This window comes from Kitasatospora sp. CB02891 (assembly GCF_002803145.1).
Classification (GTDB): domain Bacteria; phylum Actinomycetota; class Actinomycetes; order Streptomycetales; family Streptomycetaceae; genus Kitasatospora; species Kitasatospora griseola.
In genome coordinates this window covers 28,819-52,579 of record NZ_NNBO01000019.1, presented here as the reverse complement: position 1 = coordinate 52,579, position 23,761 = coordinate 28,819, and the positions used below count along the sequence as shown (strand labels likewise).

Annotated in this window: 24 protein-coding genes and 1 riboswitch; of the genes, 14 read left to right on the top strand and 10 right to left on the bottom strand. The window is 73.5% G+C overall.

What is annotated here, in order from left to right; translation table 11 throughout:
• Positions 1-13 precede the first annotated feature (13 nt).
• The 4 genes from CG736_RS31535 to CG736_RS31520 form a co-directional block, all read right to left on the bottom strand.
• Positions 14-754, bottom strand: a complete 741-nt coding sequence (locus CG736_RS31535; protein ID WP_232734307.1) for a glycosyltransferase family 2 protein — start codon at positions 752-754, stop codon at positions 14-16.
• Positions 751-1,758: a 3-oxoacyl-ACP synthase III family protein gene (locus CG736_RS31530; RefSeq protein WP_100589562.1), complete on the bottom strand. Its 1,008-nt coding sequence runs from the start codon at positions 1,756-1,758 to the stop codon at positions 751-753. The genes CG736_RS31535 and CG736_RS31530 overlap by 4 nt, the downstream gene beginning before the upstream one ends.
• Before the next feature lie 140 nt (positions 1,759-1,898).
• Positions 1,899-3,401, bottom strand: a complete 1,503-nt coding sequence (locus tag CG736_RS31525) for a flotillin family protein (RefSeq protein WP_232734306.1) — start codon at positions 3,399-3,401, stop codon at positions 1,899-1,901.
• Positions 3,402-3,586: 185 nt separating this feature from the next.
• Positions 3,587-3,787, bottom strand: a complete 201-nt coding sequence (locus tag CG736_RS31520; RefSeq protein WP_043915404.1) for a hypothetical protein — start codon at positions 3,785-3,787, stop codon at positions 3,587-3,589.
• Positions 3,788-3,934: 147 nt separating this feature from the next.
• A riboswitch (TPP riboswitch) is annotated at positions 3,935-4,067 on the top strand.
• Here CG736_RS31520 and thiC point away from each other — a divergent pair.
• The 3 genes from thiC to CG736_RS31505 all read left to right on the top strand — a co-directional run bounded on the left by thiC (position 4,063) and on the right by CG736_RS31505 (position 6,608).
• Positions 4,063-5,841 (top strand): phosphomethylpyrimidine synthase ThiC, encoded by a 1,779-nt coding sequence (thiC, locus tag CG736_RS31515; RefSeq protein ID WP_100589560.1) that lies wholly within the window; start codon positions 4,063-4,065, stop codon positions 5,839-5,841. (Overlaps the previous riboswitch by 5 nt.)
• A 103-nt stretch (positions 5,842-5,944) precedes the next feature.
• Positions 5,945-6,172, top strand: a complete 228-nt coding sequence (locus CG736_RS31510) for an AbrB/MazE/SpoVT family DNA-binding domain-containing protein (RefSeq protein ID WP_100589559.1) — start codon at positions 5,945-5,947, stop codon at positions 6,170-6,172.
• Positions 6,165-6,608: a type II toxin-antitoxin system VapC family toxin gene (locus CG736_RS31505; RefSeq protein ID WP_198520675.1), complete on the top strand. Its 444-nt coding sequence runs from the start codon at positions 6,165-6,167 to the stop codon at positions 6,606-6,608. Before CG736_RS31510 ends, CG736_RS31505 begins: the two co-directional genes overlap by 8 nt.
• Before the next feature lie 13 nt (positions 6,609-6,621).
• Here the strand turns inward: CG736_RS31505 and CG736_RS31500 are convergent, their stop codons facing one another.
• Complete coding sequence (locus CG736_RS31500; RefSeq protein ID WP_100589558.1) at positions 6,622-7,446, bottom strand: hypothetical protein; 825 nt, start codon at positions 7,444-7,446, stop codon at positions 6,622-6,624.
• A 304-nt stretch (positions 7,447-7,750) separates the two neighbouring features.
• On the opposite strand from CG736_RS31500, the gene CG736_RS38465 reads away from it, so the two are divergent.
• Entirely contained in the window at positions 7,751-7,873 is a 123-nt protein-coding gene (locus CG736_RS38465; protein ID WP_255419051.1) for a hypothetical protein, read from the top strand.
• A gap of 85 nt (positions 7,874-7,958) precedes the next feature.
• On the top strand, positions 7,959-9,212 hold the full coding sequence (locus CG736_RS31495) for a M20 family metallopeptidase (protein ID WP_369880779.1): 1,254 nt from the start codon (positions 7,959-7,961) through the stop codon (positions 9,210-9,212).
• Between the two features lie 175 nt (positions 9,213-9,387).
• Here the strand turns inward: CG736_RS31495 and CG736_RS38170 are convergent, their stop codons facing one another.
• The 5 genes from CG736_RS38170 to CG736_RS31475 all read right to left on the bottom strand — a co-directional run bounded on the left by CG736_RS38170 (position 9,388) and on the right by CG736_RS31475 (position 13,976).
• The gene (locus CG736_RS38170) at positions 9,388-9,804 is read right to left on the bottom strand and encodes an Lrp/AsnC family transcriptional regulator (protein ID WP_232734305.1); all 417 of its coding nucleotides are present in this window, start codon (positions 9,802-9,804) and stop codon (positions 9,388-9,390) included.
• Positions 9,801-9,968 (bottom strand): hypothetical protein, encoded by a 168-nt coding sequence (locus tag CG736_RS37240; protein ID WP_198520674.1) that lies wholly within the window; start codon positions 9,966-9,968, stop codon positions 9,801-9,803. The genes CG736_RS38170 and CG736_RS37240 overlap by 4 nt, the downstream gene beginning before the upstream one ends.
• 145 nt (positions 9,969-10,113) lie before the next feature.
• Positions 10,114-11,385, bottom strand: a complete 1,272-nt coding sequence (locus CG736_RS31485; protein WP_100589556.1) for a hypothetical protein — start codon at positions 11,383-11,385, stop codon at positions 10,114-10,116.
• A gap of 137 nt (positions 11,386-11,522) precedes the next feature.
• Positions 11,523-12,671, bottom strand: coding sequence for a metallophosphoesterase (locus tag CG736_RS31480; protein ID WP_083462595.1), 1,149 nt, complete (start codon positions 12,669-12,671; stop codon positions 11,523-11,525).
• Between the two features lie 147 nt (positions 12,672-12,818).
• On the bottom strand, positions 12,819-13,976 hold the full coding sequence (locus tag CG736_RS31475; protein WP_100589555.1) for a LacI family DNA-binding transcriptional regulator: 1,158 nt from the start codon (positions 13,974-13,976) through the stop codon (positions 12,819-12,821).
• Positions 13,977-14,263: 287 nt separating this feature from the next.
• Between CG736_RS31475 and hisC the strand changes: the two genes are divergently transcribed.
• The 9 genes from hisC to CG736_RS38165 form a co-directional block, all read left to right on the top strand.
• Complete coding sequence (hisC, locus tag CG736_RS31470; protein ID WP_100589554.1) at positions 14,264-15,340, top strand: histidinol-phosphate transaminase; 1,077 nt, start codon at positions 14,264-14,266, stop codon at positions 15,338-15,340.
• Positions 15,341-15,436: 96 nt separating this feature from the next.
• Entirely contained in the window at positions 15,437-16,729 is a 1,293-nt protein-coding gene (locus CG736_RS31465) for a TrpB-like pyridoxal phosphate-dependent enzyme (RefSeq protein ID WP_100589553.1), read from the top strand.
• Positions 16,730-16,925: 196 nt separating this feature from the next.
• Complete coding sequence (locus CG736_RS31460; protein ID WP_100589552.1) at positions 16,926-18,326, top strand: efflux RND transporter periplasmic adaptor subunit; 1,401 nt, start codon at positions 16,926-16,928, stop codon at positions 18,324-18,326.
• On the top strand, positions 18,323-19,096 hold the full coding sequence (locus CG736_RS31455; RefSeq protein WP_100589551.1) for an ABC transporter ATP-binding protein: 774 nt from the start codon (positions 18,323-18,325) through the stop codon (positions 19,094-19,096). The genes CG736_RS31460 and CG736_RS31455 overlap by 4 nt, the downstream gene beginning before the upstream one ends.
• Positions 19,093-20,295 (top strand): ABC transporter permease, encoded by a 1,203-nt coding sequence (locus CG736_RS31450; RefSeq protein WP_100589550.1) that lies wholly within the window; start codon positions 19,093-19,095, stop codon positions 20,293-20,295. Before CG736_RS31455 ends, CG736_RS31450 begins: the two co-directional genes overlap by 4 nt.
• 13 nt (positions 20,296-20,308) lie before the next feature.
• A complete protein-coding gene (locus CG736_RS31445; RefSeq protein ID WP_100589549.1) occupies positions 20,309-20,923 on the top strand; it encodes a DUF5666 domain-containing protein in 615 nt (204 codons plus the stop codon).
• 152 nt (positions 20,924-21,075) lie between these two features.
• Positions 21,076-21,837, top strand: a complete 762-nt coding sequence (locus CG736_RS31440; protein WP_369880778.1) for a response regulator transcription factor — start codon at positions 21,076-21,078, stop codon at positions 21,835-21,837.
• Positions 21,837-23,300, top strand: coding sequence for a cell wall metabolism sensor histidine kinase WalK (locus CG736_RS31435; protein WP_100589547.1), 1,464 nt, complete (start codon positions 21,837-21,839; stop codon positions 23,298-23,300). Before CG736_RS31440 ends, CG736_RS31435 begins: the two co-directional genes overlap by 1 nt.
• A gap of 273 nt (positions 23,301-23,573) precedes the next feature.
• Positions 23,574-23,761, top strand: a 188-nt coding sequence (locus CG736_RS38165; RefSeq protein WP_232734304.1) for a cytochrome ubiquinol oxidase subunit I, incomplete at its 3' end; no start/stop codon positions are given.

Below are 23,761 nucleotides of genomic sequence, written 5' to 3'. Positions count from 1 at the left end.
GGGCGGTAGGGGTTCAGCGGACGTCGACCGAGCGGTGGCCGGCGCCGCGCTCCAGGTACCAGCGGGCGGTGCCGCGCAGGCCGTAGGCGCGGATCCGGCGGGTGGAGTTCTGGACCACCATGTCGGGGCGGTGCACGATCGCGGTGCTGATCCGACGGACCCGGTTGATGAAGGCGCGGTCGGTGGGGGAGGGCCGCCGGGGCATGCCGCCGGAGGCCAGGTAGAGCTCGGCGGTGACGGCCATGTTGTTGCCGGCGTGCATCCGGTAGGGCGTCAGGTAGCCGTGCCGGCGGCGGTGCGCGGGGCGGATCCGGCCGAAGAACGCGCCGATGCCGACCAGGACGCGGAAGGTGCCGCGGCCCAGCGGGCCGTGTTCGTCGCGGCGGGCGGTGACCTTGCCGCAGACCAGGCCGCCGCAGGCGAGCATCCCGGCGCGGGCGGCGGCCGTCCAGCCCGGTTCGGGCAGGCAGTCGGCGTCGGTGCGGGCCAGCAGGGTGGCGCCGTTCGCGATGGCGTGCCGGAAGCCGGTGTCCACGGCGCAGCCCACGCCCTTGTCCGGTTCGACCAGCAGCCGCACCGGGAACGGGGCCTGCTCGGCGAACGCCCGCACCTGCGCGCAGGTGTCGTCGGTGGAGCCGTTGTCGACCACCAGCAGGGTGAAGTCCAGGTCGCGCTGGCCGGCCAGGGCACGCAGGGCGCCGCCGATCCTGGCCGCCTCCTGATAGGCCGGGACGAGCACCCACAGGGCCGTCACGACTTCTCCCACACCATCGTCATCAGGCTGACGCCGCCGCCCAGACCGACCATCAGGACCCGCTCACCCTGCTCCAACTCATCTGTGATCCGGTCGAGTTGGACGCCGATGGTGGCGGAGGCCAGGTTGCCGAGCTCGGGCACGGTGACCACCAGCTTGTCGGCGGGCGCCCCCGTCAGCTCGACGAACCGCTCCAGGTACGGCAGCGTGACCTGGTGCACCAGCACCCGGGCGTAGGCGTCCCAGCCGAAGCCGGTGCGGGTCGCCACCCGGGTCAGGATGTCCGCGCCGATCCGCTCGAACACCCCGCGCAACTCCTTGCCGCCGCCGCGGAAGTAGCTCCACTCGTCGCCGCGCGGGTGCCGCGAGCCGCCGCCCGGGATGCCGCCGACCTCCCAGTGCTCGGACGCCGTCTCGGCCTCGACGTCGAGGATGCCGCCGCGCTCCACCCGCTCCACCACCACGGCCGCCCCGCCGTCGCCGAAGGTGTAGCCCGCGAAGCCCTCCCGGAACTCGGCCAGGCCGGACGGGTCGCGGCGCATCGCCCGGCTCGGCGTCTCCCCCGTCACCACCAGCGCCCGCCGGGCCCGCCCGGCCAGGATCATCGCGCGGGCGGCGTCGATGCCGTTCAGGAAGCTGTTGCACGCGTTGGACAGGTCGAACGCGTGCGCGCGGGAGCCGAGTTCGGCCTGCACCAGGTGCGCGGTGGCGGGCTCGCAGACGTCCCGCGAGGCGGACGCGAACAGCAGCAGGTCGACGTCCTCGGGCCCGATCCCGCGCGCCGCGAGCGCCCGGCGGGCCGCGCCCAGCGCCAGCGTGGAGGGGTGCTCGTCGTCGCGGGCGAAGCGCCGGGTGCGGATGCCGGTCGCCTTCTCGAACATGCCGTCGGGCAGCGGAAGCCGGGCGCCGGCGGCCACTTCGTCCTGCAACTGGCCGGAGGTGACGGTCTGTCGGGGCAGGCACGAGCCGGTCGCGGTGATCCCGATGCGAGGCAGGAGGTCCATGGCTCGATGCTGGCGCGGAGCCGGCCCGGGGGCGTGAGTACGGGTACTCACCCGCGGCTGAGATGTGCGGAGGCGGACACGGGTCCGCCTGGGGAGGGGGTTCCCTCGCCCGGGCGGAACGTGCCTGTCCCGGCCGGGAGTTACTCGGCGTCGGCCTGGATCGGGATGACCTGCGCCGGAGTGGCGGCGGCCTTGGCGGCCGCGGTGTTCTCGCCGTTCCCGGCGTCTGCGGCGGACGGGGACATCGCGGTGAGCAGCTGGCGGGCCAGGCCGAGGCCGGTGCCGCCCATGGTGAGCGCCTTGGCGAACATCTCGGACATGCCCTCGGCGCCGTTCAGCAGCACCATGTGCTCGACGTTGCCGAACGCGTCCGCGCCGGCCCGGACGATCGCCGGCCAGTTCTCGGCGAGCTGCTGGGCGACCACCGCCTCCTGGTTCTCGGCCAGCGCCGCGGCGCGGGCCTTGATGCCCTCGGCCTCGGCCAGGCCCTGCGCCCGGGTGGCCTCGGCCTCGGCGAGACCCTTCGCCCGGGACGCCTCGGCCTCGGCCAGGCCCTTGGCGGCCTCGGCGGCGGCCTGCGCCTCACCGGTGGCCCGGGTGGCCTCGGCCGCGGCCAGACCGCGGGCCCGGGTGGCCTCGGCCTCGGCGGCGGCGGCGACCTTGACCCGGTTCGCCTCGGCGGCGGTCTTCAGGTCGGTCTCCCGGGACAGCGCCTCGGCGGCGGAGATCCGGGCGTCGCGGTCGGCCTCGGCCTTGGTGCGGGTCTCGTACGCGCGGGCGTCCGCGGGCTTGCGGACGTCCGCCTGGAGCTGCTGCTCCTTGCGGTGCGCCTCCAGCTCGGCGACCTTGGTCTCCTGGACCACGACCTCCTGCCGGGCGGCGGCCTGCGCGAGCGGGCCGGCTTGCAGCGCCCGGGCCGCGGCGGTGTCCATCTCGGCCTGGTAACCGGCCTGCTGGATGCCGGAGTTGCGGGTGGCCTCGGCCTTGCGGGCGAACGCCTCCTGCTCGGCCTCGGTGGCCCGGCGGTCCGCCTCGGCGGCGGCGATGCGGGCGTCGCGCTGGACGGCAGCGGCGTGCGGCGCGGCCAGGTTGGTGATGTAGCCGGTCGGGTCCAGGATCTCCTGGATCTGCAGCGAGTCGATGATCAGACCGAGCTTCTCCATCTCGATGCCCGAGGCGGAGCGGGTCTCACCGGTGAGCCGCTCGCGGTCGCGGATCATGTCCTCGACCGTCAGCCCGCCGACGATGGACCGCAGGTGGCCGGCGAACACGTTGTGCACCCGCTGGCCCATCATCTTCTGCTGGTCCAGGAAACGCCGGGCTGCGTTGGCGATCGACGCGTTGTCGTCGCCCACCTTGAAGATCACAACCCCCTTGACGTGCACGGGAATTCCCTGCGACGTCACACACTCCACGTCGAGCGCGGCCTCGTTCAGGTCGAGCGAGAGCCGGCGGACCGCCTGGACGCCCGGCACCACGAAGGTGCCCCGCCCGGTCACCACGCGGAAGCCGAGGCCCTCGCCGTGCTTGGAACCCGAGATCACCAACGCCTCGTTGGGCTCGGCGACCCGCCACATGAGCTTGAACAGGACGATCAGAAGAACGACGCCTCCGACGGCGCTTCCTGCGATGCCGATCAGCATCGGCAATCTCCCCCTTCAGAGCGCGCCGGTCCCGTGCTGCGCTTGGGTTGTGCAGATCTGGCGCGGAAACCGGCGGCAGCCGCATTCTCCGCCGTTCCGGATCACGGGGGAAGGGGTGGGCGGAGGGGAACTCGCACTGTCCCGAAACGGTCGCGGGGGGTGAGCGGAATCGTTCTGACAGGCGATCAGAGCGGCTCGACGTAGACCGTGCGCGGTGGCTGGTATTCGACCACGACCACCATGGCGCCCGGCTCCAACGACTCGCCCGGCGTGGCGCGGTACGCCAGGAACGCCTCGGTGCCCAGCCGCTCCGGGATGTGCACCATCACCTCGCCGACCAGGCCTGCGCCGATCCGCCCCGTCACCCGTCCCATCAGTCCGATCACCTGGACGATTCTCCCACTTCGAACGGGGCGTGAACAGCACGATCGCGCGCGGGAGTTGCCGCCGGCGGGCGGGCGGGGCCGAGCGGTGCGCCCTGGACCGGCGTCGCATCGTGCCTTACGGTGAGGAACCGAACGCAGGCGGCCACGCCTGCGCGGAACGGGAGCTCGGAGCACCGGGCTGAGAGGGCGCTGACGGTACGCGGCCCGCGTACCACCTGCTGCGCCGACCGCAGGAACCTGACCGGGTAATGCCGGCGTAGGGAGTTGAAGGTCCGATGACCGAATTTTCTGAGCACACGTCTGCCCGGCCGTCCGCCGAGGGGTACCCCACCCCGGCCTGGCGCAAGGCCTACCGTCAGGGCAGCCGCCCCGACCTGCGGGTCCCCTACCGCGAGGTCCACCTGACCGACGGCCGGACCGTCCCGCTGTACGACACCTCCGGCCCGTACACCGACCCCGACCTGCCCACCGACGTCCGACGCGGACTGCCCGCCCTCCGCGACGCCTGGATCCGCCAACGCGGCGACGTCGAGGAGTACGACGGCCGGGAGGCCCGGCCCGAGGACGACGGCATCAAGCACACCGCGCCGCGCGGCGGCGACCTGCGCAACCTGGACGCCGTCTTCCCCGGCCGCCCGCGCCGCCCGCTGCGCGCCAGGGACGGCGTCGCCGTCACCCAACTCGGCTATGCCAAGCGCGGGTTGATCACCCCGGAGATGGAGTTCGTGGCGCTCCGGGAAGGCCTGGAGCCGGAGTTCGTGCGCGAGCAGGTGGCGCGCGGGCGGGCCGTCATCCCGGTCAACGTCAACCACCCCGAGAGCGAACCGGCCGTCATCGGCACCGACTTCCTGGTGAAGATCAACGCCAACATCGGCAACTCCGCCGTCACGTCCTCCATCGAGGAGGAGGTGGAGAAGATGACCTGGGCCACCCGCTGGGGCGCCGACACCGTCATGGACCTCTCCACCGGCCGCAACATCCACACCACCCGCGAGTGGATCCTGCGCAACTCCCCCGTCCCGATCGGCACCGTCCCGCTCTACCAGGCGCTGGAGAAGGTCGACGGCCGGGCCGAGGACCTCAGCTGGGAGGTCTACCGGGACACCGTCCTCGAACAGTGCGAGCAGGGCGTCGACTACATGACGGTGCACGCCGGCGTGCTGCTGCGGTACGTGCCGCTCACCGCCCGCCGCAAGACCGGCATCGTCTCGCGCGGCGGCTCCATCATGGCCGCCTGGTGCCTGGCGCACCATCAGGAGAACTTCCTCTACACCCACTTCGAGGAACTCTGCGACCTGCTGCGCGCCTACGACGTCACCTTCTCGCTCGGTGACGGCCTGCGCCCCGGCTCCATCGCCGACGCCAACGACGAGGCGCAGTTCGCCGAACTCACCACCCTCGGCGAGCTCGGCCGGATCGCCCGGGCCAAGGACGTCCAGGTGATGATCGAGGGCCCCGGGCACGTCCCGATGCACAAGATCCGCGAGAACATGGAACTCCAGCAGGAGATCTGCGACGAGGCCCCGTTCTACACGCTCGGCCCGCTCACCACCGACGTCGCCCCCGGCTACGACCACATCACCTCCGGCATCGGCGCCGCGATGATCGCCTGGTGGGGCACCGCGATGCTCTGCTACGTCACCCCCAAGGAACACCTGGGCCTGCCCAACCGCGACGACGTCAAGACCGGCGTCATCACCTACAAGATCGCCGCCCACGCCGCCGACCTCGCCAAGGGCCACCCCGGCGCCCAGGCCTGGGACGACGCCCTCTCCGACGCCCGCTTCGAGTTCCGCTGGGAGGACCAGTTCAACCTGGCCCTCGACCCGGAGACCGCCCGCGCCTTCCACGACGAGACCCTCCCCGCCGAACCCGCCAAGACCGCGCACTTCTGCTCCATGTGCGGCCCGAAGTTCTGCTCGATGAAGATCAGCCGCCAGATCCGCGACGAACACGGCACCGACCTCGACGACACCGTCCAGGCCGGCATGGCCGAGAAGTCCGCCGAGTTCGCCGCCCACGGCAACCGGGTCTACCTCCCGCTCACCGACTGACACCCCACGCGCCGGCGCCGCCCCGACCAACCTCGGGGCGGCGCTCCCCGGAGAGGGCTAGTATTACGTGGTAGGCGTAATACGGGATATGCGGGAGCGCGCGATGCGGCTGAACAGCAAGGGGCAGGTCACCATCCCGGCGGAGCTCCGGGAGAAGTGCGGTCTCCATCCCGGGGACGAGGTGGACGTCATCGAGGAGGGCGGCGTCCTGCGCATAGTGCGCCGGGCGGAGGGCGGAACGCGGGGGCAACGAGTGGCCCGGCGCATGAGGGGGACCGCCGACGGCGGGATGTCCACCGACCAGATCATGGAGCTGCTGCGTGGTGAGTAGTCGACTGACGCTGGTCGGTCGTGAGCGGAGCCGGCCGGTGACGCTGGTGGATTCGTGCGTGCTGCTGGATCTGATGACGGACGACCAGACCTGGGCGGACTGGTCCGAGTCCGAGCTCGCCCGGGTGCAGGACGAAGGTCCGGTGGTGATCAACCCCATCGTGTACGCGGAGGTCTCGGCAGCCTTCTCCGCGATCGAGGAGCTCGACGAGGCGCTGCCGGCCGAGGCGTTCGGCCGTGAGCCGCTGCCCTACGAGGCGGGCTTCCTGGCCGGCAAGGCGTTCCTGCAGTACCGGCGGCGCGGTGGGCAGAAGACCGCTCCGTTGCCCGACTTCTACATCGGTGCGCACGCGGCCGTCCGGGGCCATCGGCTGCTCACTCGGGATGCCACCCGTTACCGGACGTACTTTCCGACCGTGAGCCTGATCTGTCCCTGAGGGTGGTTCGCCGTCAGGGGGTGGCGGGGTGGAGGCCTGCGGGGAGGGCGGGGGTGGCGAGTTGGGCGGCGAGGGTCTGGGCCTGGTCGTGGGTGAAGGAGCCGGTGATGAGGGCCTGGCCGCCGGTGATGGGCTGCATGACGGCGGGGTGGGAGGCGACGGCGCCGTCGATGACGATGGCGAATTGGTTGGCCGGGTCGGACTGGGTGACCAGGGCGGTGGTGAGGGTGGTGAGGTCGGTCGCGCCGGCGGCGGTGAAGGTGAGGTCGATCCCCCACTTGGCGCTGCGGTCGTCGAAGACGGCGGTGCTCTTGGCGATGTCGGCGCCCTTGATGGCGACCGGGCCGAGGGCGAGCTTCAGGGCCGGTTCCTGAGCGGTGGCCGTGCTGCAGGCGACGGTCGCGGTGCTCGGATCGGCGGGGTGCGGCGGGGCGGTGCAGTCCAGGGCCTGGAACTGCGGGCGCAGCGGGAGCGGGACGGCGCTCGACGGCGCGGTGCTGCTGTCGGCGGGCGGTGCGGTGGCGAGGACGGGGCGGAACTCCAGGACGACCTGGTGGGTGAGGGCCTCGGTGCGGTTGTCGACGGCGCCGGCGACGGAGAGTGAGAGAGTCCCGCCGTCGGTGCTGACCCGGGGGTCCTTGAAGCCGAGCAGTTCGGCGCGGTGACGGAGCTGCTCGGCGGCCTGCTTGAGGGCTTCGCCGGAGAGCGGACTGTCCGAGGTGAAGGCCACCACCGTCCGCTTCCCGCCGTCCGGGCTGCCGGAGTCGCAGGCGGTGACGGCGAGTCCGGCGGTGAGCAGCGCGGCCGCGATGGCCAGGGCGCGGATCGGTGACGTCATGGAAGCGATTGTGACAGCCGGGCGGCCCGCGCAGGGGAGTTTCAACAGGCTTGGAATGAAAGGAAGTTGAGAGAGATCAGTCCCGCTGGGTGAGCCGCTGGACGGCCGGCGCGGAGACCCACCCGGACGGTGGCGGTGTCGGTATCGGTGCCGGGGAGACGGAGGTGGGCGAAGCCGCCTTCGCCCCGCCCACCGGGTCGCCGCGGGCCACAGGCGCCAGGTCCTCGCCCACCTCGCCGCCCTGCCGGCCGCCGGCGGCCGACCGGAACCGGAGAGCGCCGAACTCGACCGCCGGATCGTCCTGTTGACGAACGGCGCGATCGTCACCGCGCTGCGCGAAGGCATCGTCGTGCCCGCCGCCGAGGCTCGGGCGATCACGGCCGCGCTGCCCGCCGATCCGTGCGCGGAGACCGTCGGTCGCGGCTGATCCGTGCGTCGGGGGCGGCCGGGCGGCGGTTCCGGGGCAGGATGCCGGAGACCGTCCGCTCCCCGTCCACCCTGGAGGCGCACCCGTGTCGGCCGACGTCCACCCCGACCTCCCCACGTCCGAAAACCTCGAAGACCCCGGAGGCGGCGAAGACCTGCGCCGCGCCGCCGCCGCGCTCCGGCCCGCCCTGGTCGAACTCCGGCGCGACCTGCACCGCCACCCGGAGATCGGCCTCGACCTGCCGCGCACCCGGGCCCGGCTGCTGGCCGCGCTCGACGGCCTGCCGCTGGAGATCACCCTCGGCGAGCGGCTGTCCTCCGTCACCGCCGTGCTGCGCGGCGCCCGCCCCGGCCCGGCCGTGCTGCTGCGCGCCGACCTGGACGCGCTGCCCGTCCAGGAGGAGACCGGCCTGCCGTACGCCTCCGAGCTGCCCGGTGCGATGCACGCCTGCGGCCACGACCTGCACGCCGCCGCGCTGGTCGGCGCGGCCCGGCTGCTCGCCGAGCGGCGCGAACAGTTGGCCGGCAGCGTGGTGTTCATGTTCCAGCCGGGGGAGGAGGGCGCGGGCGGGGCCGCCCTGATGATCGAGGAGGGCGTGCTGGACGCCGCCGGGGAGCGGGTCGCCGCCGCGTACGCGCTGCACGTCGCCGCCGCGCAGCTGCCCGCCGGGCACGTGGCCGGTCGGCCCGGCCCGATCATGGCCGCCAGCGACACGCTGCGGGTGGTGGTCCGCGGCCGCGGCGGCCACGGCTCCAGCCCGCACTTGGCGCTCGACCCCGTCCCGGTGGCCTGCGAGGCGGTGCTGGCGCTGCAGACCCTGGTCACCCGCCAGTTCGACGCCTTCGACCCGGTGGTGCTCACCGTCGGCACCTTCCACGCGGGCACGGTGGAGAACGTCGTTCCCGACCGGGCCGAATTCGCCGCCACCGTCCGCTCGTTCTCCCCCACCGCCCGGGCGCAGGTGCTCGACCGGGCCGTCCGGGTGGTGCGCGGCATCGGCGAGGCGCACGGCTGCCAGGTCGAGGCGGTGGCCGAGCCCGGCTACCCGGTGACCGTCAACGACCCGGCCGAGGCCGCGTACGCGGAGCGGACGGTCCGCCGACTGCTCGGCGGCGACCGGTACGTCGACATGCCCCGCCCGTTGGCCGGCTCGGAGGACTTCGGCGTCCTGGCCGAACACGTCCCCGCCGCGTACATCGTGCTCGGCGCCTGCCCGGCCGACGCCGACCCGTTCACCGCCCCCTACAACCACTCCCCGCAGGCCCGCTTCGACGACACCGTGCTCGGCGACGCGGCGGCCCTGCTGGCGGCGCTGGCGCTCGGCCGCGCGACGGGCTGACGGGGCGTCAGGGTGTGACCAGGGCGTACTCGGTGCGTCGGCCCGTCCGTGGTGAGCCGGTGGCCGACCGGCTTGGGCGCGCGCAGGGTCGGGTGGCGGTCGAGGACGCGCACGGCCGGGAAGCGCAGCGCCGGCTCCCGGCTCGATCCGGCCCAGCTCCGGCAGCCGGGGGCGATCAGGTCGGCGGGGCCGACGGTGATCGCGCACATCCGGGTCTGCGGCAGCCCGGGCGAGTTGGCGGGCGGCGGCCGGCAGCCCGTCCGGGGGACGTCCAGCCGGAGCGTCGCGCCCACCGGGTCGCCGGGTACCCGGTGGCTCGGGGCGAGTCGCGCAGCACCGCCCGGCCCGATTCGCGCAGCTCGGCGAGCCGGCGGCGCACCGTGGCGGCGGGCGGGCCGGTGCGGGCGGCGAGCGCCGCGTACGGCATCCGACCGTCGGCGCCGAGCGCCCGGATCAGGGCCAGGTCCTGCTCGATCCGCCGGTCCGTGACCGGTCGGCCGGGCCGCCCGGACGGGGTCGCGACGGCGGCGCGCTGCGCCGGGTCCAGGGCACCGCTGCTGAACCGGCTGCTCTCGACCACAGTGCGCTTCACCGAGCCGGGGTGCAGGTGCGCAGGACGCCGGGGACGAGCAGGTACGCCGTCAGCGCGTCGTGGTCGTAGGCGGCGACGGCGGTCACCCGGTCGGCGGGGTAGTCGGCCTGGACGAGGGCGGTCAGGCCCCGGCCGATCGGGTCCGCGGACGGGTAGCACGCCACAGCACGTCACCCAGACGTCCCCGTCGGCGGTCGACCGGGCCGACCCCCGAGCGGCGCGGCCGGCCGGACCAACGACGCCCGCAGGTCGACCCACAGGGCGTCGACCCGGGCCGGGTCCCACTCGTCTATCAGCGGGCTGATCAGGTCAGTCGTCGTCCTGGTCGTGGTCCTCGGCGTCGGCCCGGGGGTCCGATGCGCCGCCGGCCGGGCGGGGGCGGCCGCGGCCGTCCGTCAGACCCTCCGGGCCGGGGCTGGTGAAGTCGGGTGCGGTGTAGCGCGGGCCGTCGGGGCGGGGCCGGCCGTCGGCGTCGGTGAGCTGCTCGGGGCCGGGGCTGGTGAAGCCGGGACCGTCCGTGCGCCTGCGGCCCCGGTCGTCGGTCAGGCCTTCGGGCCCGGGGCTGGTGAAGTCCGGGCTGTGGTGGCCCGGGCTGGTGAACCCGGTCGGGCGTGAGCGGCCCTGTTCGTCCGTCAGGCCTTTGCGGCCGGGGCTGGTGAAGTCGGGTGCGGTGTAGCGCGGGCCGTCGGGGCGGGGCCGGCCGTCGGCGTCGGTGAGGTGTTCCGGGCCGGGGCTGGTGAAACGGGGGCCGTCGCTGCGCTTGCGACCCCGGTCGTCGGTCAGGCCTTCGGGCCCGGGGCCGGTGAAGTCCGGGCTGCTGTGGCCGGGGCCGGTGAACCCGGCCGGGCGCGGACGTCCCTGATCATCCGTCAGGCCGTCCGCACCGGGGCTGGTGAACCCGGGGCTGCCGTACCCGGCCCGGCTGTAGCCGGGGCTGTGCAGGTCGGGCGGGGAGGTCCGGGGGCGCGGGACGCCGGTGCCGGGGGTGGCGGTGTGGTGGGCGAGCAGCCAGGGCAGCAGGGCGCGGTCGCGCAGCGCGGTGTGCCAGGCGGCCCGGGCCGCGGCCAGTTCGGCCTGCTGGTACGGGTCCGCGCCGGCGGACCGGGCGGTGCCGCGACGTGCGGTGAGGATCAGCCCGGCGCCGCCGATCAGCAGCGCGGCGGCGGCGACGGCCAGCGCGAGCAGCCCGGCGGTGACGGCGGCGCGCCCGAACGCCAGGCCGGGCGCGGTGACCCGCAGCAGCCAGCCGAGCACCAGCAGGATCAGCCCCGTGGACCCGGCCAGCAGCGGCGTCAGCACCGTCAGCGCGGGGAGCAGCCCGGCGCCGACGACCGGTGGCGCGCCGTCCGGGCGCTGCTCGGCGGCCGCGGCACGCAGTTCCAGGTAGTGGGCGTACTCGGCGGCCGCGGGCGCGGCGACGGTCTCGGCCTCCGCGAGGACCCTGGTGCGGAGCTGTTCGGTGTTGAGGTGCACGCCGGGCTCGGCCAGGGCCTGCCGGACGGCGGGGTCGCGCAGGGCTTCGTCGAGCAGCCGGTCGAAGTCGGCGCGGTCCTCGGCGAGCAGGCGCGGCGGGTGGCTCATTGGTACCCCGTTCCGCGAGGTGGACGGAAGTCGCAGGCCTCGATGGTAGGGGTGCGCGGGAGCGCGCCGACAGGCTCTTTCCGGAACTTCGGTGCGCTCAGTTCCCGTGCGCCGTCGATCAGTTGTTCAAGAGAGCGTCAGTTCAGCGGCAGCCGGGCGACCAGCAGCCGACCGTCCATGGTGACGCCGCCGTCCATCGCGATGGCCAGCTCGTCGGCGTAGATGTACGGGCCGGGCACGTGCGGCGGGGTGCCGTCCTCCGGGTGCTCGCCGGTCAGGTACGGGATCGGGCTGTGGCCGTGCACCACCCGGTAGCCGCCGTACATGGCGAGCAGCTCCTGCGCGGCCATGGTGCCGGCCTGGCCGCGGAACGCGAACCGCTTGGTGAACTTGCGGAAGGCGTCCCACCATTCGTCGATGCCCTCGTCGGCGAGCAGCGCGTGCACGGCGTCGTTGACGTCGGCGATGGTCTCGCCGTACTCCAGGTACGCGGTGGTGTCGGAGTGCAGCAGCAGGTGGCCGTCCTCCAGCGCCATCGCGGGCAGCCGGGACAGCCAGCTGATGTGGTGCGGCTGCAGGCGCTCCAGGTCGTGCTGCTGGCCGCCGTTGAGCCGCCAGGCGGCCAGGAACGAGGCGGTGCCGGCGGTGGACTGGACGGCCTCGTCGCCGTACCGGGCGGCGCCCAGGAACAGCAGTTCGTGATTGCCCATCAGGGCGCGGCAGTAGCCGCCGGCCGCGGCCGCCTCGGCGGCCAGCTGCATCACCAGGTCGATGACGCCGATGCCGTCCGGGCCGCGGTCGGTGAAGTCGCCGAGGAACCAGACCCGGGAGCGGCCGGCCGACCAGTGGCCCTCGGCGTCGATCAGGCCCTGCTGGTGCAGCGCGGCGAGCAGTTCGTCGAGGTAGCCGTGCACGTCGCCGATGACGAACAGCGGGCCGGGGCCCTCGCCGGGCTCGGGCTGCGGGTACGGGAAGTGCACCTCGACGACGGGCGCCACCTCGATCGGCGGGCCGAGCTCGATGGTCGGCGGGTCCTCGTGCGGGGCCGCCCCGGTGGGGGCGTAGTGCCCGGGCACGGGCGCGCTGTCGCCGAACTGCCCGGCGGGGGCCCAGTGCTGCTCCAGGTAGTGGGCGCCGCCGTAGGTGCTGTGGGTGTCCTCGTACTGGTAGCCGGAGGGTGCGGCCGGCTCGAACCAGGAGCCTTGCGGGAGCACGTCGAGGTCCTGGCGGGAGCGGTCGCCCGAGTGCGGGTGCTCGGGTTCGCGGAAGAGGTCCTCGGGTGTCATTCGCCCATCATAGGAAGCGCACTCTCCCGCCGTCCTCACCTGGTCGGTATCCGTTTTCCCCGTTGACCCGCCGGGCGGCGGGTCGGCCGCCCGGTCTGCCCCGGTCCGGGGTGGTCCGGACCACTGGCGGGCGCGGGCGGCGCGGGCTCACACCTCGCCCGGCGGACGGGGCGGACTGATGGTGGTGCGCGGGCTGCGGCGCTGCGAGGAGGCCCGCACGATCAGCTCGGTGGGCATCAGGGTGCCGGGCGGCGGGCCCGTGCCGGCGGTGCGGTAGCGCGGCGGGAACAGCCGCCCGGGCACCGAGCCCGACCCCGCGTCGACTCCTTCGATCGCGTCGATCAGCAGGTTGACCACGGTGGTGCCGATCCGACGGGGTTTCAGCGACAGGGTGGTGATCGGCGGTTCGGTGTTGGCGTAGACGTCGGACTCCGAGCAGCACACCAGCAGCAGGTCCTCCGGCACCCGCAGGCCGTAGCGGCGGGCGGCGGCCAGCAGGTCGGTGCCGTTCGGGTCGAACAGCCCGTACACCGCGTCCGGCCGGTCCGGGCGGGCCAGCAGCCGGTCGGCGGCGACCGCCCCGGCGGCCGGGTCGTGCGCCGGGTACGCCTCGTACACGGGCTCCTGGCCGACCCGGTCGCACCAGGCGAGGTACGCCTCGGTGGACAGCCGGGTGTAGGTGTCGGTGGAGGTGCCGGTGAGCAGGCCGATCCGGCGGGCGCCGGCCTCGCTCAGGTGCTCCAGGATGCCGAGCACCGCCGCCTCGTGGTCGTTGTCCACCCAGGCGGTGACCGGGCAGTTGCCGGGCTTGCCGTCGGATACCACCGGCACCCCGGACCGGTACAGCTCGGTGACCAGCGGGTCCTGGTCGGGCGGGTCGATCACCACCGTGCCGTCCAGCGCGATGTTGCTCCACACGTCGTGCCGGGAGGACGCGGGCAGCACCACCAGGGCGTAGCCGCGCCCGAGCGCGGCGCTGGTGGCGGCCCGCGCCATCTCCGCGAAGTAGGCGAACTCGGTGAAGGTGAACGGCTCTTCGCCGTAGGTGGTGACGGTCAGGCCGATCAGGCCGGACCGGCCGGTGCGCAACGTCCGGGCGGCGGCGGAGGGTCGGTAGCCGAGGCGCTCGGCGACCTCGCGGACCCGGCTCCGGGTCTCGTCGGGGAGGCGGCCCTTCCCGTTGAGGGCGTCCGAGACCGTGGTGATGGAGACTCCGGCGGCCGCCGCGACGTCCCGGATGCCTGCCCGTTCCAGGCGCCGTGAGGCGGTGGCTCGGCGACCGTTCTGATTGGCTGCTGCTGTCATGGCGGACCGATCGTATGGCGCATCGCGGCGTTCTGTGACCGGTTCGCCACCCTGCGTCGCAGATACGTTTCTCCATGACTGCGACCCGGGTGCACCCTTCGATACCTGTGGTTTTCCCGCCTCAATACCTCTGACATGTGCCAAAGGAACCCGGCAGAATGGCTGATCTGCACCCGTAACCCGGACGAGCATCTCACCCTGACGGGTGAGGGGCGGTCGGTATCGTTCACGGCACCCGACCGGGGAGCGATCGGCACCACCGCCGAGAAAGAGAAACGGAGAACCCCGTGGTTCAGCGTGAACACGGCCCGCGCCTGCGGCCGAGCCTGGACGGCATTCCCAGCTACAAGCCCGGAAAGCCCGCCGGCGCGGACTCCTACAAGCTGTCCTCCAACGAGAACCCCTACCCGCCGCTGCCCGGCGTACTGGAGGCCGCGGTCGCCGCCGCCGGCGACTTCAACCGCTACCCGGACATGGCCGTCGGCGGGCTCACCGCCGAACTCGCGCAGCGCTTCGGCGTCCCCGCCGAGCACATCGCCACCGGCACCGGCTCGGTCGGCGTCGCCCAGTCCCTGGTGCTCGCCACCGCCGGCGAGGGCGACGAAGTGATCTTCGCCTGGCGCTCGTTCGAGGCCTACCCGATCATCACCCGGATCGCCGGCGCCACCCCGGTGCCCGTCCCGCTCACCGCCGACGAGGCCCACGACCTCGACGCGATGCTCGCCGCGATCACCGACCGGACCCGGCTGATCTTCGTCTGCAACCCCAACAACCCGACCGGCGCCGCCCTGCACCGCGAGGAACTGGTCCGCTTCCTGGACGCCGTGCCCGCGCACATCCTGATCGTCCTCGACGAGGCCTACCGCGAGTTCATCCGCGACGAGGACGTCCCGGACGGCATCGAGCTGTACCGCGACCGCCCCAACGTCTGCGTCCTGCGCACCTTCTCCAAGGCCTACGGCCTGGCCGGCCTGCGGGTCGGCTTCGCCGTCGGCCACGAGCCGGTCGCCGGCGCGCTGCGCAAGACCGCCGTCCCGTTCGGCGTCAGCCAGCTCGCCCAGGACGCCGCGGTCGCCTCGCTGCGCGCCGAGGACGCCCTGCTGGAGCGGGTGGAGGCGCTGGTCGCCGAGCGCGTCCGGGTGACCGCCGCGCTGCGCGCCCAGGGCTGGACCGTGGTCGACTCCGAGGCCAACTTCGTCTGGCTGCGCCTCGGCGAGCGCACCCTCGACTTCGCCGCCGCCTGCGCCGAGGCCGGCGTGGTGGTCCGCCCGTTCCCCGGCGAGGGCGTCCGCGTCTCGATCGGCGAGGTCCAGGGCAACGACCTGTTCCTGGGGGCCGCGGAGGCGTTCCGCAAGGAGATCTGACGACACGTCGGCAGGCGGGGCGGGCGACACGGTTGTCCGCCCCGTCGGCGTGGAAGGACTCCCGGCGGCAGCGACCGCACCGCAGGGAGAGCCCGGATGAGCCAGCAGCACGCCGATCCCACGCCCACCACCTGGTACAACATCCTTCCGGACCTGCCCGAGCCGGTCCCGCCGATGCTGCACCCCGGCACCGGTGAGCCGGTCACCGCCGAGGACCTCGCACCGCTGTTCACCGCCGAACTCGCCGCCCAGGAGCTCGGCGGCCCCCGCGAGGTCGACATCCCCGGCCCGGTCCTCGACCTGTACCGCCGCTGGCGGCCCGCCCCGCTGGTGCGCGCCGACCGCCTGGAGCGGGCCCTCGGCACCCCCGCCCGGATCTACTTCAAGTACGAAGGCGGCAACCCGACCGGCTCGCACAAGCTCAACACCGCGCTCGCGCAGGCGTACTACAACAAGCGGGCCGGCGTGACCCGGCTGGTCACCGAGACCGGCGCCGGGCAGTGGGGCAGTGCGCTGGGCCTCGCCTGCTCGTTCCTGGAACTGGACTGCGAGGTCTTCATGGTCCGGGTCTCCCACGACCAGAAGCCCTACCGGCGGGCCCTGATGGAGACCTACGGCGCGCGGGTGCACGCCTCCCCCTCCGAGCTGACCGACGCCGGGCGGGCCGCGCTCGGCGACGACCCGGCGGCCACCGGCAGCCTCGGGCTGGCGATCTCCGAGGCGGTCGAGTCGGTGGCGCGCTCCGGCGGGCGGGCCAAGTACGCGCTCGGCTCGGTGCTCAACCACGTGCTGCTGCACCAGACCGTGATCGGGCAGGAGGCGCTCGCCCAGTTCGCCCGCCTCGACGACTACCCCGACGTGGTGATCGGCGCGGCAGGCGGCGGCTCCAACTTCGGCGGGCTCGCCTTCCCGTTCCTCGGCGAGCAGTTGGCGGGCCGCCGGGCGGTGCGGGCGGTCGCGGTGGAGCCGGCGTCCTGCCCGTCGCTGACCCGGGGACGCTACGACTACGACTTCGGCGACACCGCCGGCAGCACCCCGCTGATGAAGATGCACACCCTCGGGCACGCCTTCACCCCGCCCGCCATCCACGCCGGCGGGCTGCGCTACCACGGCATGTCGCCGATCGTCAGCCACCTCAAGGAGCTCGGCCTGGTGGAGGCCGTGGCGGTGCCGCAGACCGCCTGCTTCGAGGCCGGGGTGGCGTTCGCCCGCGCCGAGGGCATCGTCCCGGCCCCGGAGTCCACCCACGCGGTGCGGGCGGCGATCGACGAGGCGCTGGCCTGCCGGGAGTCCGGCGAGTCGAAGGCGATCGTGTTCGCGCTCTCCGGGCACGGGCACTTCGACATGCAGGCCTACCTCGACCACTTCGCCGGGAGGCTGACCGACTGACCGCCGTGAACGGGTGAACCGGGGACGGGACTTCGCTGGGAGGTTTCTGGAAGTCCGGTCAAGAGCTGGTTGCCCGCCGGACATCCGGTGGGCAACCGCCGGGTGGTGTGTGCCGATTCGTCCGGAGTGACGCTCCCAGCCCGCTGCCAGGTGCCGCACAGGGGGGCGCAAGAGCCCGGGGCGATGCTTCTGCGCCATGAAGGTGCTTCCGCGACGGCGTGGTGCCGTCCTCGTCAACTCCGCGCTCGGCGTGGCCCTGCTGGGCGGGGCCGCGCTGGCGTACACCACCCTGGACAGTGGGACCAGCAAGGCCGCCACCGGGTCGAAGGTCCGGACGGCCACGGTCGCCAAGGGCACGGTCCAGGCCACCGTGTCCGGATCGGGCACGCTGTTCTCGCCCTCCGACGCCGGCCAGGACTTCGTCACCGGCGGCAGGCTGACCGCGGTGAAGGTCGCGGTCGGCGACACGGTGAAGAAGGGCCAGGTGCTCGCCACCGTCGACACCACCACCGCCCAGCAGCAGGTCGACCAGGCGCAGTCCGCGCTGACCGCGGCCGAGGCCAACCTGACCAAGGCCGAGGCCGGCGAGACGGTCACCACCACCGTCCCCGGCACCGGCTCGGGCGGTTCGGGTTCGGGTTCGGGCGGCTCCGGCACCGGCTCCGGAGGCTCGTCCGGCCGCGGCGGTGCCGGCGCGGCCGCCGCGTCCACCCCGCAGCCGACCACCACGACCACCGTGAAGGTCGACCAGGCGCAGGTCGCCCAGGCCCAGCAGCAGGTCGACAACGCGCAGAACACGCTGACCAACGCGAAGACCGCGCTGGCCGGCACCACGCTGACCGCCACCACGGACGGCACCGTCGCCTCGGTCTCCGGCAAGGTCGGCGACACCGTCTCCGGCGCCGGCTCCAGCGGTTCCGGCAGCTCCGGCGGTTCCTCGACGAGCGCCAAGAGCGCCACCGGAAGCGGTAGTTCGAGCACCACCCCGACCGGCTTCGTGGTGCTGACCAACCCCTCCGGGATGGAGGTCACCGCGAACTTCTCCGAGCTGGACTCGCTGAAGCTGAAGAAGGGCCAGACGGCGACCGTCGCCCTGAACGCGCAGTCCGACACCAAGCTCGACGCCACCGTGCTGTCGGTCAGCTCGCTGCCCTCCAGCTCCACCAACGGCGCCGTGCAGTACGGCGCGACGCTGCAGATCGCCGGCGACACCTCCGCGCTGCGCACCGGGCTGAGCGCCACCATCTCGGTGATCACCGGCTCCGCCGAGAACGCCCTGTCGGTGCCCACCGCGGCGCTGCAGGGCACCGGCGCGACCCGCACCGCGACCGTGCAGCACGAGGACGGCTCCACCGAGCGGGTGCAGGTGACCGTCGGCATCGAGGGCGACAGCACCGTGCAGGTCACCGACGGCCTCACCGAGGGCGAGAAGGTCGAGCTGACCGCCACCACCGCGGGCACCGGCAACGGCTTCCCGTCCGGCAGCTTCCCCGGCCTGAACGGCGGCGGCGGGTTCGGCGGCGGCACCGGCGGCTACGGCGGTGGGGGCGGCGGCCGCAGCGGCGGCGGCAACGGCGGCGGGGGCACGCGCGGATGAGCGGCGGCAAGCCCCCGGTGATCCAGATCCGCCGGGTCACCAAGTCCTACGGCCACGGCGACGCCGTCGTGCACGCCCTGCGCGGCCCGCTCGGCCCGGACGGCGCGCCGCTCGGCGTCGACCTGGACATCGCCGAGGGCGACTACGTGGCGGTGATGGGCTCCTCCGGCTCCGGCAAGTCCACCCTGATGAACATCCTCGGCTGCCTGGACGTGCCCACCGCCGGCCGCTACCTGCTGGACGGCACCGACGTCGGCCACCTCGACGAGGGCCAGCTCGCCCTGGTCCGCAACCGCAAGATCGGCTTCGTGTTCCAGTCGTTCAACCTGGTGCCGCGCACCACCGCCCTCGCCCAGGTCGAACTGCCGCTCGCCTACGCGGGCGTGAAGGCGGGCGAGCGGCGCCGCCGGGCGCTGGCCGCGCTCACCCTGGTCGGTCTGGCCGAGCGGGCCGGGCACAAGCCCAACCAGCTCTCCGGCGGCCAGCAGCAGCGCGTCGCGGTGGCCCGTGCCCTGGTCACCGCGCCCGCGATGCTGCTCGCCGACGAGCCCACCGGCAACCTCGACAGCCGCTCCACCGAGGAGGTGCTGGGCATCATCGACGGCCTCAACGCGCGCGGCCGCACCGTGGTGGTGATCACCCACGAGGACGAGGTGGCCCGGCACGCCAAGCGGGTGGTCCGGCTGGTCGACGGCGCGATCGTCTCCGACGTCCGGCAGGCACCCGTCGACGGGCCGCCGCCGGCCCTGGCCGCGGAGGTGGTCGCGTGATCGCCTGGCAGATGATCCGCTTCGCGGTCGGCGGCCTGGCCGCCAACAAGGTCCGCTCCGCGCTGACCATGCTCGGCGTGCTGATCGGCGTGGCCTCGGTGATCCTGCTGCTCGCGGTCGGCAACGGCTCCTCGGTGGCGGTGAAGGAGTCCATCACCTCGCTGGGCACCAACTCGCTGACCGTCTCCTCCTCGGCCTCCCGCGGCTCCGCCACCGCCGCCAAGAAGCTCACCGTGGAGGACGCCAAGGCGCTGGCCTCGGCCACCGACGCCCCGGCCGTCAAATCGGTCGCCCCGGTGGTCACCACCAGCGGCACCGCGCTGTACGGGAACATCTCGTACCAGCCCGGCCAGATCGTCGGCACCTACCCGGCGTACTTCGAGACCGCCAACCAGAAGATCGCCCGCGGCGACTACTTCTCCGCCGACGACGTGCTGAACTCCCGCAAGGTCGCGGTGCTCGGCTCCACCACGGCGAAGGAGCTGTTCGCCGCCGAGGACCCGATCGGCAAGAAGATCACCATCGGCGGCACCCCGTTCACCGTGACCGGCGTGCTCACCACCAAGGGCTCCACCGGCTTCAACGACCCCGACGACGTGGTGATCGCCCCGCTGCCGACCGTGCAGAACGCGTTCACCGGCTTCGGCTCGGTCAACCAGATCCTGGTGCAGGCGTCCTCCGCCGACACCACCGCCGAGGCACAGGCCGACATCACCCGGATCCTGATGGGCACCCACGCCGTCAAGGACCCCGCCAAGGTCGACTTCCGGATCAGCAACCAGACCTCGCTGCTGAGCGCCCGCGAGTCCACCACCAAGACCTTCACGGTGCTGCTCGGCGCGGTCGCCGCGATCTCGCTGCTGGTCGGCGGCATCGGCATCACCAACATCATGCTGGTCACCGTCACCGAGCGGACCAGGGAGATCGGCATCCGCAAGGCGCTCGGCGCGCCCCGCGCGGTCATCCTCGGCCAGTTCCTCGCCGAGTCCACCCTGCTGTCGGTGGTCGGCGCCGGCCTCGGCGTGCTCGCCGGGATCGTCGGCTCGCACTTCTCGGTGGTCGGCATCAAGCCGGTGGTGATCCCCGAGTCGGTGCTCGGCGCGTTCGCCATCGCCGTCGCCATCGGCCTGTTCTTCGGCAGCTACCCCGCCAACCGGGCCGCCTCGCTGCGCCCCATCGACGCCCTCCGGCACGAGTAGAAGGAGCCCTTTCATGTCGGACGAGCAGGAGTTGCTGGCCACCGCGCCGGACGCCCGCGACATCACCGCCGAGCTGGCCGCGCCGCCGCGCCGCAAGCTCCCCTGGCCCACCCTGGTGCTCTCCGGCGGCCTGATCGCCGTGCTGTCCTTCGCCGGCGGCGTCTGGTACCAGAAGGGCGACAACAGCGGCGGCAACGGCGCCGCCCGCGCCTCCGGCGGCCAGTACCCGGGCGGCCAGCAGAACGGCGGTCGCCGCAGCGGCGGCCAGGGCGGCTACGGCGGCGGCCAGGGCGGGCAGCTGCCCGGCGGCGGCCAGTTCCCGGGCGGCGGCGGCTTCACCCGCGGCACCGTCAAGTCGGTGGACGGCAGCACCGTCTACCTGACCGACGCCAACGGGAACACCGTGAAGGTCACCACCGGCGACTCCACCAAGGTCACCACGACCAAGGAGGGCAAGGTCGGCGACCTGCAGCCCGGCCAGAGCGTCACCGTGATGGGCAGCAAGGGCGCCGACGGCTCCTACAGCGCCACCCAGCTCACCGAGGGCGGCGCGGGCGGCTTCGGCGGCCGCGGCGGCCAGGGCGGTCAGGGCGGCGGATCCGGTACCGGTTCGACTACGGGCGGATGACCGATCAGCCCTTCATTCACTTGACGTAGCCTGCCCGGGCTAGGGTCTGTCTGACGATGTTCGGTCGGGTGCACCCGGCGGAGCTCGTCCGACCGTCCCGGAAACCGCCCGGGCCGGCCTCATTCGTCCCGGCCGGGAGGCGGAGCAAGATCGTGTCAGGCGCAGTGCAGTCGAGCCCGTCCGCGGCGGCCGCGGCGGGCGGTGAACCGTTCCTGCTGGTGGTGGACGACGAGCCCAACATCCGCGAGCTGCTGTCGGCCAGCCTGCGGTTCTCCGGTTTCCGGGTGGCCTCCGCCGCCACCGGCCAGGAGGCGCTGGACGCGGTCGCCGCGGAGCGCCCCGACCTGGTGGTGCTCGACGTGATGCTGCCCGACCTGGACGGCTTCACCGTCGTCCAGCGGCTGCGCGACCAGACCCAGTGGCCGGGCAGCCCCGAGCACGTCCCGGTGCTGTTCCTGACCGCCAAGGACGGCACCGGCGACAAGGTCCAGGGCCTGGCCGTCGGCGCCGACGACTACGTCACCAAGCCGTTCAGCCTGGAGGAGCTGATCGCCCGGATCCGGGCGATCCTGCGCCGGGCCGGCGGCCCCGCCGACGACGGCCGCCTGGTGGTGGCCGACCTCACCCTGGATCCGACCGCGCACGAGGTCACCCGCGGCGGCGTCCCGGTCTCGCTCTCCCCCACCGAGTTCAAGCTGCTGCACTACCTGATGGCCAACGTCGGCCGGGTGGTCTCCAAGGCGCAGATCCTCGACCACGTGTGGGCCTACGACTTCGGCGGCGACCTGTCCATCGTCGAGTCGTACATCTCCTACCTGCGCCGCAAGCTCGACTCCGGTCCGGTGCACGGCCCCAAGCTGATCCACACGGTGCGCGGCATCGGCTACGCCCTGCGCCGCCCGCCGAACGGCTGATGGCGCGGTTCTCGCTGCGGGTCCGGCTGCTGGTGCTGGCGCTGCTGCTGGTCACCACCGGCCTGGTGGTCAGTGACACCTGGGTGCTCGGCACCGTCCGCAGCCAGCTGGTGGAGCGCACCGACCAGCAGCTGGAGCGGTACGCCGAGCCGCTGTCGCGGCGCGCGCCGTCCCGGCAGCAGTCCCAGGTGTCGGTGTTCAGCCCGCAGACGCTGAGCCGCCGCACCGGCCAGACGCTGCCCAGCGAGTACGTGGTGCGCTACCTGGCCGCGGACGGCACCGTGCTGTCGGTGCTGCGCCAGCCGCTGACCGACTCCGAGCCGGCCCCGCAGCTGCCGGCGCTGACCGCCGCCGCACTGACCCGCCGGGAGGGCGAGCCGTTCACCGAGAAGGTGCCGCGCGGCAGCGAGTGGCGCTCGCTGGTGCTGCCGCTGCAGCGCACCGCCGCCGGCGACTTCGGGTCGCCGCGGTTCGTGCAGGTCGCGGTGCCGATGGACGACGTGCAGTCCACCATCACGCACCTGCGCACCACCTTCTTCACCATCGGCGGCGCGGTCCTGGCGGGCCTGGCCGGCCTGGGCGCGATCGCGGTGCGGGCCGGGCTGCGGCCGCTGCGCCAGCTGGAGGCGGGCGCGCAGCGGATCGCCGACGGCGACCTGTCGCACCGGATGCCGGAGCTGCCGGCCCGCACCGAGGTGGGCCGGCTGTCGGCGGCGCTGAACCGGATGCTCACCGACATCGAGACGGCGTTCGCCGACCGGGCCGCCTCCGAGCGCCGGATGCGCCGCTTCGTCGCGGACGCCTCGCACGAGCTGCGCACCCCGCTGGCGGGCATCCGCGGCTTCGCCGAGCTGCACCGGATGGGCGCGCTGGACGACGTGGACCGGGCGATGGACCGGATCGAGTCGGAGGCGGTGCGCCTCGGCGGCCTGGTGGAGGACCTGCTGATGCTGGCCCGGCTGGACGAGGAGCGTCCGCTGAACCTCGCCCCGATGGACCTGCGGACGCTGGCCGCGGACGCCCTGCACGACCTGACCGCGCTGGACCCGGGCCGCCCGGTGGCGCTGACCGGCCCGCGCGGCGAGGGCGCCCCGCAGCCCGCGCCGGTGCTCGGCGACGAGGCCCGGCTGCGCCAGGTGGTGACCAACCTGGTGGGCAACGCGGTCAAGCACACCCCGGCGGGCACCGCGGTGCGGATCGGGGTGGGCCGGCTGAACGGCGAGTGCCTGTTGGAAGTCGCCGACCAGGGGCCGGGCATGACGGAGGATCAGGCCGCGCTGGTGTTCGAGCGCTTCTACCGGGTGGACGCCTCGCGGGCCCGCCGGGCGGGCGAGGGCGGGGGATCGGGTCTGGGGCTGGCGATCGCCTCCGCGCTGGTGGTCGCGCACGGCGGCGAGCTGACCCTGCACACCGCGCCGGGCGACGGCGCGGCCTTCAGGGTGGTCCTGCCGCACCAGCGCTGACCTGTGCTGATGTGTCGTCAGCGCGGTCGGTGTCAAGCGCCGTTCGGTACAGCGGCGCCTCCCGGCGGCGGCTTGTGGGGGCCCGAACGGGCGGCGGATCATTTGACTCGTCGGAGAACACCCCCCCCGTGCATATGCACTGATAAGCATCATGGATACTGCTCCTTGTGAACGTGTTCACGTTCACAAGCGGACAAGCTTGGGCAGGTTCGGCGCGGTCGCGTGCTAAATATGCTTTTTGTCCGGTATGCACATCCTGTGAGAGAGGGCGCAGTGGACCTAGCAGTCGCTCACGAGACCATCTCGCGATGGCAGTTCGGCATCACCACCGTCTACCACTTCCTCTTCGTCCCGCTCACCATCAGCCTGGCCTCGATCGTGGCCTGCCTGCAGACCGCGTGGGTGCGTACGGGCAAGGAGAAGTACTTCCACGCCACCAAGTTCTGGGGCAAGCTCTTCCT